Below are 14,247 nucleotides of genomic sequence, written 5' to 3'. Positions count from 1 at the left end.
GTATCCCCCCTACCAACCGCATCTTTACCTGTGGTGTATTTTGGGGTTAGCTTGTGGATAAAAAAGATATGTACACACAAGCGAATAAAGAACAACGCATGTTCACATTGGTAGATCAGTGGCGGTCAAGCGAACTGAGTCGGGGTGAATTTTGCCGAATGCATCATATCAAGGTCTCCACCTTTAACTATTGGATTACCCGTAACAAAAAGGCCGACATTTCGGAGTCTGGTTCAACAGGTTTTGTTCGGGTTGATCCGGGCGTGTGCTGCTCATCTGCAGAAGTCATTGAGATGGTGTTTCCCAACGGGGTGCTTGTGCGTGTTGGGCCAGCCAACCGGTCGCAGATTGGTGAGTTGCTTCGACTTTGGTAGGGTGCCATGTTCTCCCTTGGCAGCAGTCATACCTATCATCTGTATCGTGGCGTGTGTGATATGCGCAAAAGCTTTGACGGGCTGAGCGGATTGGTGCGCTCGGAATTGAAGCGTGAACCGGCATCCGGAGAGGTCTTTATTTTTGTGAACCGCCGGCGCAGTCTGCTCAAGCTCTTGCACTGGCAGCCGGGCGGGTTCGTGCTGTATTACAAACGCCTGGAGCAGGGCACCTTTGCGTTGCCTGAAGTTCGCGGCAATCATAGCCACATCAGCTGGCCGGATTTGGTAATGATGGTGGAAGGAATCCGGGTACAGTCCAGCGTGCAATTACCGCGTTATCGGGGGCTGGAAAGGGACGAAAAAGCACCCTGAATGAGCATTATTTTATAGGATAAGAGTCTGTTTTTATGTAACTTTAGACATGGAAACAGACCTCGAATCTTTATCGAAATCAGAGCTGATTGCCCTGGTCGTGAACCAGCAAAAAACGCATCAGCACCTGGAGCAAACCGCCCAGAATACGGAGCGGAAAATGATCCGTGAGTTAGCCCGTAAGGATGAGTTGATTGGCCGGTTGCAACGCATGCTGTTTGGACAAAAGCGCGAGCGCTTCGAGCCGCCCCAAAATCAACTTCCCCTGCCATTTGAAGCAGACCCTGACCAGGAGCAACAACGTGCCGAAGTGCATGAGCAAAAGATTACCTATGTACGCAAAAAGGCAGCCCGTCCCAACCATAAAGGACGCCTGGCTCTGCCCGATCACCTGCCCGTAGAAGAAATCGAAATCCATCCCGAAGGAGATCTTTCGCAGATGGTGTGTATAGGCAAAGAGGTAACCGATGAGTTGGAGCTGATGCCGGCTCGCTTGTTCATCAAACGGTACATCCGGTATAAATATGCCGCTAAGACGGGTCAGGACCAGCCCATCAAAATCGGGCAGCTGTCCGAGCGGGTCATCGATAAAGGCATTCCCGGCCCGGGGCTACTGGCCTCGATCCTCATTGACAAGTATGCCGATCACCTTCCTTTGTACCGGCAGTGCCAGCGCTTCAAGCGGCAAGGGGTTGACATCGCCGGCTCGACCATCGAGGGATGGACGCGTCAGGGATTGGAAAAGCTGGCTATTTTGTACGATCATCTGGTGGCTGACACCAAATCGCAGGGATATCTGCAGGTGGATGAGACGCCCATCAAAGTATTGGAATCTCAAAAGAAAGGAGCTACGCATCAGGGATGGTACTGGGTGTATCACGCCCCAATCACCGCAAGCGTACTTTTTGAGTATCAGCCCCGTCGAAATAAGGCCGGGCCACAGGGGATGCTCGAAAACTTCAAGGGGTACTTACAAACTGACGGATATGCGGGGTATGATCAGATAGGCGCCCGCAAAGAAATCACCCATGTGGCGTGTTGGGCCCATGCGCGTCGTGAATTTGATACGGCTTTAGGCAATGATCCGGATCGTGCCGGGTATGTGCTGAGCCAGATTCAGCGGCTGTATGCGGTCGAACGCATGGCTCGGATTAAAAAAGTGCAGCCCCGCCCAGCGTAAACAGTTGCGGTTAGATCAGTCTCTGCCCATCATCAATGAGCTGGGCAAATGGATGAGCAGTGAGTACAAAAAGGTTTTACCTAAAGACCGTATAGGCAAAGCGATGGCCTACTGCATCAACCGGTGGGATATGCTCAGCGAGTATTTGATGGATGGGCATCTGGAAATCGATAACAATTTGGTGGAAAACGCCATCCGTCCGGTAGCGTTGGGGCGTAAAAACTACCTGTTTGCCGGATCACATCAGGCCGCACAACGCGCAGCTATGGTCTATTCCTTTTTAGCTATCTGCAAAAAACATGACGTGGATCCCTACCAATGGCTACGCCATACCCTCGAACACATCAACACAACCAAATACAACGAAGTACGATCTCTATACCCTCAAAACTTTAAATCAAGATGTGGTTTGTAGGGGGGATACTGCCGATCTGCACGTAGTAGAGGATGGCGGTCTGCGGGATTAGTGTGGAGAGTGGTTTTCCTGCGATTGCAGCATTGCTACGGGGCTATAAACATGTGACCCCGTTGGGGTCGGGGGCGGGACCGGAGCCGGTGCCGGAGGAGGTCGCTTTTCAGGTTGTGTGTATTCTCGAAAAACATAGGTATCAAAGTTGCCGATACCAATCCGGCCCGCTTGTTGGGCAAAATCCCGCTCCGCCGGAAATGTGGGTTTTGGGAAGCTTTAGGTAGTAAAAACCATCTGAAGGTGAAGGCTTATGAGCCGTGTGCACCTCTTTGGCAGGAAAATCCCGGAGGGATTTCATGTTTATAGCCCCAATGAGGCCGCCCTCCCCACATGCGACCCCGTTGGGGTCGATTCTTGGGGGGGTGCTACGAGGCTATAAACATGTGATCCCGTCGGAGCCGGAGCCGGTGCCGGAGGAGGTTGGTTTCCATGTTGTGGGTATTCTCGAAAAATATAGGTATCAAAGTTGCGGTTACCGATCGATCCCGCCTGTTGCGCGAAATCGGGCTGCGTCAGAAAAGTGGGTTTTGCGGCGGTTTAGATTGTAAAAACCATCTGTAGGTGAAGGCTTGTGCTCCGGGTAACACCTTCCTCCGGCAGGAAAAATCCCGGAGGGATTTCATGTTTATAGCCCCAATGAGGCCGCCCTCCCTACATGCGACCCCGTTGGGGTCGAATCTTGCAGGGGCTTGTTTCGGGGCTATAAATAGGTGACCCCGCTGGGGTCGTTTTTTTGAACGGGTAACTCTGTCTACGTGTAACTACGTTTTCGGTGATTGCCAACGTTAGTCGCAACCTTCGTTGAATCACAACTTCAATTTCAATTTCAATTTCAACTTCAATCTCAATCTCAATCTCAACCTCAACCTCATTCGTAATGTAAATGTACGCGTCGAAAATTATATAGGTCACGGTGTACATCCATTGAAAAAAATCTCTTAATTTCTCTCGTGAATTATTCTGATTTCTTGTCTGTATTTTCGTTTTGGGACTTTGCACTCTTTCCCACCCCGATTATCGCGGCGACGATGCGGTTTCGGCCGGGTTCGATCCGGGGGAGGTTTTCGAGGAGGGTGAGGAGTTGTTCTCCTGAAGGCGGGTGTAAGGTCAGGTGAGGGGTGAGGTTGGTGAGGCGGATTTCCCGGTATTTGCGCCGGCGTTTTTCGCGCTCGAGCCAGGCAATCAGCATCGGCTGCGCGAGGTCAAGCCAGCGGTTGGCGAGCTCGTACCAGTCAGGCTGCTCCGCTGCGGTGCCCGCGAAGCCGGATTCATCTCCCGTTCCGCTGCTGCCATCCGCCGCTGCGGCCGCACCTCCCGCGTTGGATCGGGATTTCAGCTGAAACAGCCGGTGAAGCTTCCGCACGGCCTTCTCAAAATCAGCATCAACCAGGGTAATTTGCTTCTTTGTGGCTTTGGTTTTTGCTTTGGTTCTGTCCGGCTCCGGCGCTTCGGTTCGGTCCGGAAGCACATCCCCCGAAAAAGAATCATCCTTAGCAGCTAATTCCGAATCTGAATTTTCGGCATCTGATGCAAAATTTGCCTCTTTATTTTCCTTCACCTTTATCATGCCCTTACGCAGCCTGCGGTCCCATTTGCTCACCAAGGACTCCAGCTGATCAAGGGCATTTCTTTTTTTGTTGGGCAGGGTTTCCCGCTCGTGCGAGTCCAGCCAGGCGATGTTGCCGGCAAGCAGCTGCTCGGCATCGCTGTTGGTGTAAAATTCGGCCGGACTGCTCCCCGGCAGCACTTTCCGCAGGAAGGGGGCAATTTGGCTCAGGTCCTGTTCCGCATCCCCCAACACCGCCGGTGCCCGTTCGCTCTCCGTGCCGGTCGCCTCAGCCGAATTGCCGGGCTTGTGCCGGCGCAGCAGCCAGTACGGGGCCGTTTGCTGACTCCCCCGAACGGCCATGAAGATGAAGGGCCGGTCGGTTTCTACTACGCTCAGCCAGGGGCCGTCGGTGACCGGTGTGCGGCGGACCTCCTCAAAAACGTCCGCCGGAATCAGCGGGCGCTCCCCGCTTACGAGCCGGCGGATGACCGTGAAGGCATCCTCGAAACCTTCCCAGGAGCTTTCCGTGCGCTGCTGTTCCTCAAAACTGCTGATGAGGGTGTCGGCATCCAGCGTTTCTTCGCTCTCACGGCTGTACTCGTCGAGCAGCTTTTCGGGCGGACTGATGTTGCTGCCGATCAGCTCCTGCACCAGATGATGCCTGAAAAAGAAGCTGCGGTCGGTACGCAGCCGGAACACGGGCGCGTCGTCGGGCCAGTACACGGTCACCTCCCGGTGCGGGCTGTCCATGCGGTCAACGCGGCCGATGCGCTGTTCGGCAATCCGGATCACGGAGGGCATGTCGAGGAAGAGCACGGCCGAGGCCCGCTGCAGGTTCACGCCTTCGGAAAGCGCGTCGCTGCACAGGGCCGCCATTTGGATGTCTTTGGCGTCGAGGGCGAAGTTTTTCTTGAGGATTTTTTTGGTGTTGCCCGTGCTGCCGGTCACGATCATGCTTTTGCGGCCGTAGCCCAGCGCCTTGAGTTTTTTGCGGATGATTTGCAGGGTGATGAGCGCCGAGTCGAAGGCGAGGATCATGCCGTGCCGGTCAATGAGGGTGCCGAGCTGTTTCGCTTTGGCCGCTTCGCGGCTGTCGCTGATTTGCAGGCAGCGTTCGGCTATGCGTTCGAGCAGACCGGCTTCTTCCGCACAGGCCTGCTGCCAGCGAAGCGGATCCTGAATCCAGGCCGGCACCACGATACGGAGGTTATACCGGGGCGGCTCAGTACTCATATCCCGTATTTTTTGGATAATATTGCCGGTATTTTGATTCTTGAACTCTTTCAGCCCGAATTCCAGCAGGGCGGCTTTGGTGCCCAGCAGGTGCTCGATGAGGGCGGCCCGGCTTGATCGCAGCATATTGCGCAGGTTCCACTGCATGAGGGCCGGGGCGGCGCGCAGACGCTTCTGGAGGAACTGCTCCTGCCGCTCGGTCGTCTCGAGATCGAAGGCTTCCGCCGTGAGGTTCGCCAGAAAAGGGATGCCCTTCAGGCCGCTCATCAGGCTTTCGATTTCCGTAGCAAGGGCGATGTCGGCTTCGGTTTCGCCGGTTTTGTAGGTTTTGGAAATGCTCTGCGGGTACCGGCAGAGGGCGCCGTAGGCATCGCGGTAGGAGTCCGGGTCGCGGGTGATGGCTTCGTTGAGCTCGGCTTTGGTGCGCCTCACCATGAAGCGGTGCACGTAGGTGCGCAGTTTTGCGAGCGCCTGCTGCGAACGCTGATCCCTGCTTTTTTGCAACTCGCTGTAGGTTTTCCAGGCTTCCTCGCTGAGGTTGTCGAGCCCCAGAATTTCGACCAGCCGCAGCAGGTCGTCGGAGCGGCGGTTCAGGGGCGTAGCGGTGAAGAGCATCATGTGATCGGCCCGGTTCATCACCACGCTCTGACTCCGGGCGGAGGTTTTGTTGAGGTAGTTGTGCGCCTCATCGACCACGAGAATGTGTGCCCGCCGGATTTTTTCGAGGGTCGCCTCCCGGCTTTGGGCATCGGAACTGCTGAGCATGCCGTGCGAAATCGGGTCGGCAATGGTGCTTTCGAGCGTGCTGAGCTCCCGCACCCAGGTATCGGTGACCAGCGGCGGACAAATAATCTGATACTGCAAACCGCGCTGCCGGCTGCGGAACCAGAGGCGGTTGAGCAGGGCTTCGAGCAGATGCGCGCCCATGCGGGTTTTACCGGAGCCGGTGGGGTCGGCCACCAGCACGCTGCCCTGCCGTTCCAGCAGGTAAAGTGCCTGCGCGATGGCCTGCCGCTGTGTGGGCCACAGCTTGGTCTGCTGCCGCTGCTGCCAGCGCTCGGGGAAATCGCTGATCCAGCTGCCCTCCGTAATCAGGGCGACGGCCCGGCCCAGGGCTTCCTGCCAGCTGACGTTCCGTAGCAGCTGTTCGAGCAGCGCAATCATGTCCTCATTCCACGGCTGCGCCTCATTGAGGTAGTAATCCGCCATCTGACCGATCTCGTCGAAGCCGTCGGCACCCCAGCTGTGCCGCACATTGGCCTCGCCCTGCGATTGAAGCCCCGGCCGTGAAAAGTTGCTTGAACCCAGCATCACATGCTGATCGCCCTTATAAATTTTGGCGTGCAGGTTGGGATGGATCAGGAACTGCACCTTGCCGAACCGGATTTTCTCGATCAGGTTCAGCACCGGACCGTTCAGGAGGATGGAAATCCCCTGCGACAGCCAGAACCGCCGGATCTGCTCCGGAAGACTAACGCTGCCCTGCCCGAAGGGAGCATCCTGCACCCTCAGCTGATGCAGCACAGGCTCATTCCCCAACACAATGCTGACACAGCCCCGCGCATCAAGGTCCCGCCCCAGCTGCTCCACAATAAACGAAAGCGACGAATAACCGGTAATCACAACATAATCTGCCGAATCTTTAATATCAGCCCGAATAAACCGAAGCGTCTGCACCCCCTGCTGATTCATCGGAAACTGCTCCTGCTCCGGCAAATGAGCCGTCGAAAAAAGATCAGGCGTGGACATGGCGAGATTGGTTGTTTTGTGATTTGGGTTTCAGCCCAAAATTAATTTTACGTTGGTAAAGCAAGATATAAGATACCAAGCAGAGATAAACACGGAAATTTCGGGGCGACCCTCGCCCCGTACGGGCGACCCTTGTGGTCGCCCCTCGTGGTCGCCCCTCGTGGTCGCCCCTCGAGGTCGACCCCAAAACGCGTCCGCCCAACGACGAATCAAAAAATTATTATTGACATTTTCCACCAGCCCCAATTATAATTTCACCCAAACCCGACATAACCCAAACAACCTTACCCCGTCGGAACATGAGCAGATACAATCCCAAAATCCATAATCGAAAATCAATCCGGTTGAAGGGATACGATTATTCCCGGCCCGGTTTGTATTTCGTTATGATTTGCGTGCAACACAAAAGATGTTTGTTCGGAGGAATCCGCCGCAATCAGTTGCAGCAGAATGAGGCCGGGCAAATGGTACAGGCCGAATGGGGAAAATTACCCCGGCGGTTTCCCAAGGTGCGCCTGCACGAATACGTGGTGATGCCCAATCATTTCCATGCTATCCTTGAAATTACTGACGAAGCCGGGAGCTTGCCGGAAGTGGCTGAGTTCCGAGAAGATCAGGTACCTGCACCAGGTCCGGAAGTGAGTCAGCAACAGCAAGGTTCAGCGGTTAAAAAAACATTGGGTCAAATTGTGGGAGCATTCCAGTCCATTACAACGGTAGCCTATATCCGCGGCGTAAAAAACCAAAATTGGCCATCGTTTCAGGGTAAACTATGGCAGCGCAACTACTGGGATCGCATCATCAGGGATGAAGACGCTTACCAGAACATTTCAGCGTACATCATCAATAACCCGGCAAAATGGATTGAAGACCGGTTTAATCCGAAGAAATGAAAAACGGGTGGGGGGACGTGGGGGCGACCGTGGGGGCGACCCTCGTGGTCGCCCGTTGTGGTCGCCCCACGGTATTGTCGAAAATAACGTGCCAATCCGCCCCAATCCCAAAAAATCCGCCGCGAGTGAGAATATAGATTTTAATTAACCGGCTGTTTTTATAGATTTCAAAAAAGTAACCCAAATCAGGCTGCCATGAGTACCCAAACCTTTATTGACAAATTCGAGGAGCTTCCCCCGGAAGCCCGTAAGCAAGCAGCAGACTTCGTCGCGTTCTTGTATGAGCGCTACGTGAAAGCTGTACCAAAGCCCGCATCAGACAAACCGCTGTCAGAAAGTTCCTTTGTAGGCATGTGGGCCGACCGTGCCGACATGACCGACAGCACCGAATGGGTAAGAAAACAAAGGAAGGAGCTTTGGGAAAGGTGATCGTTGCTGAGGTATCTGAAAACAAGGTATTGGTAGATACAGATATTCTGATCGATATAAGTCGTAATGATTTGAGAGCCATTAAAAAAGTCGAGGATATCAAAAATCGTGCGACAGTTTCAATTAGCGTAATTACCAAACTTGAACTTATCAGAGGTTGCAGAAATAAAATTGAATTGACCGGACTCGAAGATTTCATTGAACGCTTTGAAATCAGGCACATAAATGAAGCGGTATCAGCGAAAACAGAAGAATTATTTAAATTGTATCGCCTAAGCCACGGAGTCCAAATTCCTGATATGCTGATTGCAGCTACAGCATTGGTTCACCAAATACCTCTTTTGTCAAAGAATCAAAAAGACTTTCATTTCATTGATGGGTTGCATTTGATACCATATCCCGGTTAAGAGAGTCGGGTTTAAACCAATGGCTTTGGCTTTAATTTATGGTTGTAAGTTATGTGCTGAAACAGGCTCACCTCTTGTGTCTGTGCCTCTTTGCGGCAAACCTATAATCCGCGTGCCATCACCGGGGCTATTTTATCAAACTCACATTCCGCGCAACCCGGCCCTGAAGGCCCTGATCATTCCGGAAGGTCATCACCACTACATACACCCCCGAGGCGTACTGCCCCGCATCCCAGCTTAGGATGTGCGTGCCGGCGGGCATGGTGTCAAAGTTCAGCAGGCGCGCGACCTGTCTGCCTAGGCTGTCGTACACGCGGAGGCTTACTTCAGCGCTTTCGGGCAGCTCGAAGCTGATGTTGGTGCGCGGGTTGAAAGGATTGGGCCAGGGCGGGAGCAGGGCGATGCGCCCCGGCTGTTCACCGGCGGCAGGTTCGAGGCTGACCGGATCGTTGGGGTCGGTTTCGAAACTGACCGGCTGCAGCTGATAAGCCGCCGCAATTTCGTTGATGCGCGCCTCAGCGGGTACCAGCTCCGCTGTGCCGGCTTCCAGAATCTGAAAAAGGAGGGTGCCCAGCGGACCGTCGCCGGTGAACTGATTCGAGGCCCAGGCGATGCGCACCTTGCCCGGCTCGGGCTCGTGCCAGGCCTGAATGATTTCCCCGAAACCGGAGGCCCCGCTGCTGACCCCGGTGAACTGCAGCAGGTTCGCGGGATAAAACAGGGTAAGCTCGGCCGAGAGGGCTTCTTCCGGAAGGCCGGCTACGGTTACATCAACACTTGCTTCCTCGCCACGGTACAGGGGCTCGGCCTCCAGCCAGAGAGTGATTTCCGGCTGTGCGCCGGATGAGGGCGTGATGCCATCACCCGAAACAAAACCCCCAAAACCACCGCGTACCTGCCGCTGCCGGGTTTCGCCCGGGAAGAAGCGGGGCAGGTCCGGCCCGAAGCCGGTGCCGTTGAGGTCGGCGGGGAAGGGCATGCTGAAGCCGGAGGAGCGCCGGAAGATGCGTCCGGCATCGAAGGCGGAGAGCTCACCCGAGCCGTTGACATCCGCGGCGTAGGCCGCAGCGAACCCGAGGCGGACTTCCGCGGCGCCGGTGATTTCCTCAAGCACGCGCAGGGCGTCGGTTTCGGTGATGGCGCCGTTACCGAGCACATCGCCGTAGCGGATCTGCTCGATGCTGTTTTCGTTGCCCAAAAGCAGCTGATGGATGGCGGTCCGCGCCGGACTCGCGTTGATGACGACCATGCCCAGCTGTTCGATCGCATCCCAATCCCAGCCGGAGGTGAACAGAAGCGGCTGCAGGCCGGGCGCGCGCTGCGGTAGGGCGGTTGCGGTGCTGCCGTCGGTGAAGTAGGCGATGAGGCCCCAGCCGGATTCGGGCAGGTCGGCAAAGAAGGCCGCGAGGGCGCTGCCGCCGGGCGATTGCTGCGGCACCAGGGCGTAATAGCTCGCCGCGCTCGGAGCGATGTTCCAGAGCGGGTAGGGGCTGTCGGGCAGGGTGGTGCGCTGACTGCGCTTGAAGGAGGTCGGGTAGCGGGCGGCATCTGCGAAGCCGAAGCCGGGCCGGCTCCATGCGCCGGAAGCCAGGTGCCACAGGTGCAGGCGCGTAAGCTCGGTGGTGTAGTCGAGGCCGCGGCTTTGCAGCTCGGCGGCAATGGCGGTTTCCATGGTGATTTCGGGATGGGCTTCGGTGCGCTCCCAGATGTGCCGCATAAAATCGGGGGAAACGGCTTCGAGGAAGTACATCAGCCATGTGGCGTGCGCATAGGCAACCGGCGTGCCCTGACCCGGAAGCCGGAAGATGGAGTCATCCCCGATGAAATTCAGGTATTCGCGCACCTCCGGGAAAACCTGATGCTCCGCGCTGAGGGCGTCCATTTCGAGCCAGGCCGTGCTGCCGGTGGGGCCGTTCCAGCTGTTGTAGCGGTACTGAATGGCGTGGTAAATTTCGTGGGCGAGGGTAACGCGGGCGGCGCCTGCCTGCTCGTCGGGCGCGTCGTTGCCCGGCACCCAGTCGAAGGTGCTGTCGATTACGCTGAACGGCTCGCCCTCCTGAAGGCTGGTGAAGCCGTAAACCCCGAGATTGCGCAGGAAAATGTTGTAGGGCTGAGCGCCAACCGGGTCGCGGAAACCAAGAGCGCCGAAAAAAGTGCGGGCGGAATCGGCGGCCAGGGCGATGTGCTCAATCCAGTCGGGGATGCCGCTGCCGCTGCCGTCCTGCGGCGGAACGGCGTGCTCGCCGCTGAGGTCGTACCAGATCAGAAATCCGCCGCCGGGCGACTGATAACTGTTTTCGCCGCTGAATTCGGGCTGCTCAGGCAGGCTGCTGAGCCAGGCGTGTTCGCCCCGGTGCGCGGCAATAATATGGGAGGTAAGGCAGCGGGGCTTTTCGCGGGATGGGGTACCGCGCCTGAGCGCCGTTTCGGCCTGAATCTGCTGCCAGAAAGCTTCAGCCGGTGCGGCGGCCTGCCCCTGAGCCGGGGGTGCGGCCACGAAACTAATCACCCCAAAAGAAAAATACAGGGCCGCAAAAATAAAAAAGCCGGTCAGAGCGGACCGGCCGTTTTTTATAGAATGGGATTGATCAGGCAAAGCGGGACGCGAAATCATGGGGGTGCGTCTTGAGGTAGCGGGGGGAAATCAGACTTCCGCGCCTGTCATGAATTTGTAAAGTTCGTCAAGAAATTCATTTACATCAGCCAGGGCGGTGTCGCGGTCAACGTCATATTTAGCTGTGAGCGCATCAACAAGCGATTCGACGGTGCTGTTGGCATCCATCGATTCCCATAAATGAGAAGCTGACGGGTTCAGGGTCAGCATGGTGTTAAATTCAGCCATACGGCCTTTAACAGGCACCAGAATACGCTCCCCGTTGACGGGCTCAGAGGCGAAATTAGGCCGCTGCTGTAGTATTTCGACAATTTTGGATTGAGGCATGTTACTAAATGTGTGGGAATAAAAAAAAGGTAGTGATAACGAAAGCTTTTTGTATGAATATATTCATGATTTGCCGGTATTTCAATTAAAGCGAAGGATTCTTTCTGTGTTTTAAACAGTTAATTTAGGCCGAAGATGTTATCTTGTATGCCAAACAAGCGGCAGCCGGGGATTACAGGGCTGCACAGGTGGCAGGTAAACTTTTATTTGATTGTATAACTAAGATGCATTGTTTTAAAGTAGCGGATGTTTCTTTTCAGCTTTCGGCTGATGGCCGGATGAAGCGTGAACCGGGCATTTGCCTTCAGCCCTATTTAACAGAGGCCCCTGAAACGGCTGATGTACGCATTCATGTACACGACGCCCTGCCCGAATCCCTGCAATTTTTGCAGGATCTGCCTTCGATCTGCGACGGAAACCTCGACGGACAGTCGCTTTGGTCGGTTGCCCGGCACGAAGATGGTTTTGTGATTCGGACGTACCAACATTTCAGCCCGGACGATCAGCGGTTTGTGACGGTCACCAACAAGACCTTCACCGATTTTCAGTGCTATCCGCTCAACTACCCTGTTGAAGATGAGCGTTATTCGGTTGGCCCGCTTTCCTTTCCGCTGCTATCCCTCATTCTGTATTATCAGACGCTCAGCTATCCGATGCTGTTTGTGCATGCTTCAGCTGTTTGTGACGGCGACAAAGGCCGGGTGTTCACCGGTGTTTCGGGCGTGGGCAAATCGACCATCTCCAATACCTGGCACAAGGCCGGCTACAGCCTGATTAACGATGACCGCCTGATGATCCGGAAAAATGAGGAAGGCCGCTGGATCATCCATAACACGCCCATGGTGTACCCGCAGGCGCCGGCATCGGTGCCGCTGCACTCCGTTTTTCTGCTCAAGCAGGCCCCGGCCTACAGCCTCACACCCTTGCGGGGTGCTGAATCGGTATCGCGGGTGTTGAGCAATTGCATCATTCAGGGCTTCGACCGCGACTTTTTGCAGCATCATCTCAGAACGGTTTTGGACATGCTTTCCGAAACACCGGTGTATGAATTTGGCAATTTGCCCGAGCCGGGCGTCATCGATTTTATCAGGGAGTATGAAGCCCAGGGTTCGCAGAACAGTTGAGGACATTGTAACCCTTTCCGAGCGGCTGCTGCAGCGCGGACTTCACGTGCGTATCAATGCGGGAGGGCAAAGCATGTACCCGTACCTCAGGCCGGGCGATCAGCTTGAGGTAGAGCCGGCAAAATTGCAGGACCTGAAGCCCGGTGATATTGTGGTATTCAGGCGGAATGAAACCCTGATTGCGCACCGTCTGCATCGCTTGGAAGGTTCGGGAGAGGCACTCACCGGTGTTTCCATCGGCGATTCCGGTGTTTGGCAGGATGAGCCGCTGAAACCCGAAATGGTGCCGGGCCGGGTAGTCGCACGCATCCGGAACGGCGGGCACAAATCTTTGCGTACGCCACAGGCCTTGCGGTACGGCCGCCTGATGGTGCGCCTCTACCCCTTGCCGCAGCTCGCGGCGCAATTCCGGCTGCGGGTGGGCCGGGTGTTTCGCCGGGCCGGAAACCTGATGAGGTGGTTGCGCGTGAACTGAGGCGGACTCAGCCCTTCACCAATCAGGGGAAATTCCGCAGTTTTCCGGCGCACACATAAGTGAGGATGTCGGCTACCTGCTCGTTGGTGCGTGCTACGGCGCTTGCGGCTTCATTCACCTCTTTCAGGGCATGATCGAATTCGGGCGGCTGCACGATAATGAGCGGTTTGCCGAGGGCGGCCGCATAGCCGGCATCGAAGGCGGCGTTCCACTGCCGGTATTTTTCGCCGAAGCGCACAATCACGATATCGGCCTGATCAATGAGTGTCCGGGTGCGGATGGCGTTCAGCCCGGCCCCTTTGCGGTCTTTCCAGAAAGCCTGCTCCTCCTGCCCGAGGATGTGCACCCCGCAGTCGTCGCTCGCGGGATGATCGGTAACGGGACCGTAGAAGGCGGCCTCAATACCCCGGCTTTGGATGGTTTCGGTAAGTTCTTCGCGCCAGTTTGAGTGAATCTCGCCGGCCAGATAAATTTTCCACTGCATGATGAAAGGATGTTTTTTTTGTAGGATGATGGATTTCCAAACCTGAACCAGGTGTTGATGCAGGTTCCGGTTTATGTGTACTTTCGATATTTCTTATTCTGAAAATGCCGAGCCTGCGTGCGTTTTGCAAGTCAAATCGGCCGGCACGGAAGCCCGGCCGGTATCGCAGCACCCATCACCCTAAACTTCTGAGATTCTGTGTCTGTCACCTTATTCATCATCATGCTCACGAGCGGTATCACCTGGTATGCCTGGAATGTGAACCCCAAAGCGCAGGCCTGGGGGATGCTTCGACCGTTCTATGTTTTCCGGCAGGACCGCTGGTATCAGCTGCTGAGCGCGGGCTTCCTGCATGCCAACCTCACACACCTGCTCTTCAATATGATTACGCTCTTTTTCTTCGGGCCGGTTGTTGAGCGTACCCTGGGTACGGGCTACTTTATTGGTTTGTACCTCGCGGGGCTCGTGCTGGCCAACATCCCCAGCCTATTCCGCCACCGGGACGATCCGCAGTATGCAAGCCTCGGGGCTTCGGGAGCCGTAGGTGCGGTGCTGTTTGTTTTCATTT

Annotated in this window: 12 protein-coding genes and 1 pseudogene; 9 read left to right on the top strand and 4 right to left on the bottom strand. The window is 55.7% G+C overall.

Annotated elements, in window-relative coordinates:
• Positions 1-158 precede the first annotated feature (158 nt).
• The 3 genes and pseudogenes from LAT75_RS12525 to LAT75_RS12515 all read left to right on the top strand — a co-directional run bounded on the left by LAT75_RS12525 (position 159) and on the right by LAT75_RS12515 (position 2,341).
• Positions 159-374, top strand: coding sequence for a hypothetical protein (locus tag LAT75_RS12525; RefSeq protein WP_291483013.1), 216 nt, complete (start codon positions 159-161; stop codon positions 372-374).
• A 6-nt stretch (positions 375-380) separates the two neighbouring features.
• A complete protein-coding gene (tnpB, locus tag LAT75_RS12520) occupies positions 381-746 on the top strand; it encodes an IS66 family insertion sequence element accessory protein TnpB (protein ID WP_291483012.1) in 366 nt (121 codons plus the stop codon).
• A gap of 49 nt (positions 747-795) precedes the next feature.
• Positions 796-2,341, top strand: a pseudogene (locus tag LAT75_RS12515) (IS66 family transposase).
• Between the two features lie 1,009 nt (positions 2,342-3,350).
• On the opposite strand, the gene LAT75_RS12510 reads toward LAT75_RS12515, so the two are convergent.
• Positions 3,351-6,926 carry an SNF2-related protein gene (locus LAT75_RS12510; RefSeq protein WP_291483011.1) on the bottom strand — a complete coding sequence of 1,192 codons (3,576 nt, stop codon included), beginning with the start codon at positions 6,924-6,926 and terminating at the stop codon, positions 3,351-3,353.
• Between the two features lie 440 nt (positions 6,927-7,366).
• Here LAT75_RS12510 and LAT75_RS12505 point away from each other — a divergent pair, with 440 nt between their 5' ends.
• From LAT75_RS12505 to LAT75_RS12495, 3 genes are all read left to right on the top strand, one after another.
• On the top strand, positions 7,367-7,819 hold the full coding sequence (locus LAT75_RS12505; RefSeq protein WP_291483010.1) for a transposase: 453 nt from the start codon (positions 7,367-7,369) through the stop codon (positions 7,817-7,819).
• A 195-nt stretch (positions 7,820-8,014) separates the two neighbouring features.
• The gene (locus LAT75_RS12500) at positions 8,015-8,248 is read left to right on the top strand and encodes a DUF2281 domain-containing protein (protein ID WP_291483009.1); all 234 of its coding nucleotides are present in this window, start codon (positions 8,015-8,017) and stop codon (positions 8,246-8,248) included.
• On the top strand, positions 8,209-8,655 hold the full coding sequence (locus LAT75_RS12495; RefSeq protein WP_291483008.1) for a type II toxin-antitoxin system VapC family toxin: 447 nt from the start codon (positions 8,209-8,211) through the stop codon (positions 8,653-8,655). Before LAT75_RS12500 ends, LAT75_RS12495 begins: the two co-directional genes overlap by 40 nt.
• A 127-nt stretch (positions 8,656-8,782) precedes the next feature.
• On the opposite strand, the gene LAT75_RS12490 is transcribed toward LAT75_RS12495, so the two are convergent.
• Both LAT75_RS12490 and LAT75_RS12485 read right to left on the bottom strand, forming a co-directional pair.
• Complete coding sequence (locus LAT75_RS12490) at positions 8,783-11,251, bottom strand: T9SS type A sorting domain-containing protein (RefSeq protein WP_291483007.1); 2,469 nt, start codon at positions 11,249-11,251, stop codon at positions 8,783-8,785.
• 48 nt (positions 11,252-11,299) lie between these two features.
• Positions 11,300-11,596, bottom strand: a complete 297-nt coding sequence (locus LAT75_RS12485; RefSeq protein ID WP_291483006.1) for a PqqD family protein — start codon at positions 11,594-11,596, stop codon at positions 11,300-11,302.
• Positions 11,597-11,820: 224 nt separating this feature from the next.
• Here LAT75_RS12485 and LAT75_RS12480 point away from each other — a divergent pair, with 224 nt between their 5' ends.
• Together LAT75_RS12480 and LAT75_RS12475 are read left to right on the top strand one after the other, a co-directional pair.
• Positions 11,821-12,720 (top strand): hypothetical protein, encoded by a 900-nt coding sequence (locus tag LAT75_RS12480; RefSeq protein ID WP_291483005.1) that lies wholly within the window; start codon positions 11,821-11,823, stop codon positions 12,718-12,720.
• The gene (locus LAT75_RS12475; RefSeq protein WP_291483004.1) at positions 12,692-13,195 is read left to right on the top strand and encodes a S24/S26 family peptidase; all 504 of its coding nucleotides are present in this window, start codon (positions 12,692-12,694) and stop codon (positions 13,193-13,195) included. Before LAT75_RS12480 ends, LAT75_RS12475 begins: the two co-directional genes overlap by 29 nt.
• A gap of 22 nt (positions 13,196-13,217) precedes the next feature.
• On the opposite strand, the gene LAT75_RS12470 is transcribed toward LAT75_RS12475, so the two are convergent.
• Positions 13,218-13,679, bottom strand: coding sequence for a YtoQ family protein (locus tag LAT75_RS12470; RefSeq protein ID WP_291483003.1), 462 nt, complete (start codon positions 13,677-13,679; stop codon positions 13,218-13,220).
• 198 nt (positions 13,680-13,877) lie between these two features.
• On the opposite strand from LAT75_RS12470, the gene LAT75_RS12465 reads away from it, so the two are divergent.
• Positions 13,878-14,247 (top strand): rhomboid family intramembrane serine protease (locus LAT75_RS12465; protein WP_291483002.1); only part of this gene is annotated, 370 nt, incomplete at its 3' end.

It is taken from the genome of Cyclonatronum sp. (genome assembly GCF_022565315.1).
Lineage (GTDB): Bacteria > Bacteroidota > Rhodothermia > Balneolales > Cyclonatronaceae > Cyclonatronum.
Note: the sequence above shows the minus strand (reverse complement) of the source record. Positions and strands in the feature narration are given on the sequence as shown.

What these genes read in the sequence shown, in the direction of transcription:
- LAT75_RS12525 (WP_291483013.1), top strand. Translation starts at nt 159, where the DNA reads ATGCATCATATCAAGGTCTCCACCTTTAACTATTGGATTACCCGTAAC.
- LAT75_RS12495 (WP_291483008.1), top strand. Translation starts at nt 8,209, where the DNA reads ATGGGTAAGAAAACAAAGGAAGGAGCTTTGGGAAAGGTGATCGTTGCT.
- tnpB (WP_291483012.1), top strand. Translation starts at nt 381, where the DNA reads ATGTTCTCCCTTGGCAGCAGTCATACCTATCATCTGTATCGTGGCGTG.
- LAT75_RS12475 (WP_291483004.1), top strand. Translation starts at nt 12,692, where the DNA reads ATGAAGCCCAGGGTTCGCAGAACAGTTGAGGACATTGTAACCCTTTCC.
- LAT75_RS12510 (WP_291483011.1), bottom strand. Translation starts at nt 6,926, where the DNA reads ATGTCCACGCCTGATCTTTTTTCGACGGCTCATTTGCCGGAGCAGGAG.
- LAT75_RS12480 (WP_291483005.1), top strand. Translation starts at nt 11,821, where the DNA reads ATGCATTGTTTTAAAGTAGCGGATGTTTCTTTTCAGCTTTCGGCTGAT.
- LAT75_RS12470 (WP_291483003.1), bottom strand. Translation starts at nt 13,679, where the DNA reads ATGCAGTGGAAAATTTATCTGGCCGGCGAGATTCACTCAAACTGGCGC.
- LAT75_RS12485 (WP_291483006.1), bottom strand. Translation starts at nt 11,596, where the DNA reads ATGCCTCAATCCAAAATTGTCGAAATACTACAGCAGCGGCCTAATTTC.
- LAT75_RS12500 (WP_291483009.1), top strand. Translation starts at nt 8,015, where the DNA reads ATGAGTACCCAAACCTTTATTGACAAATTCGAGGAGCTTCCCCCGGAA.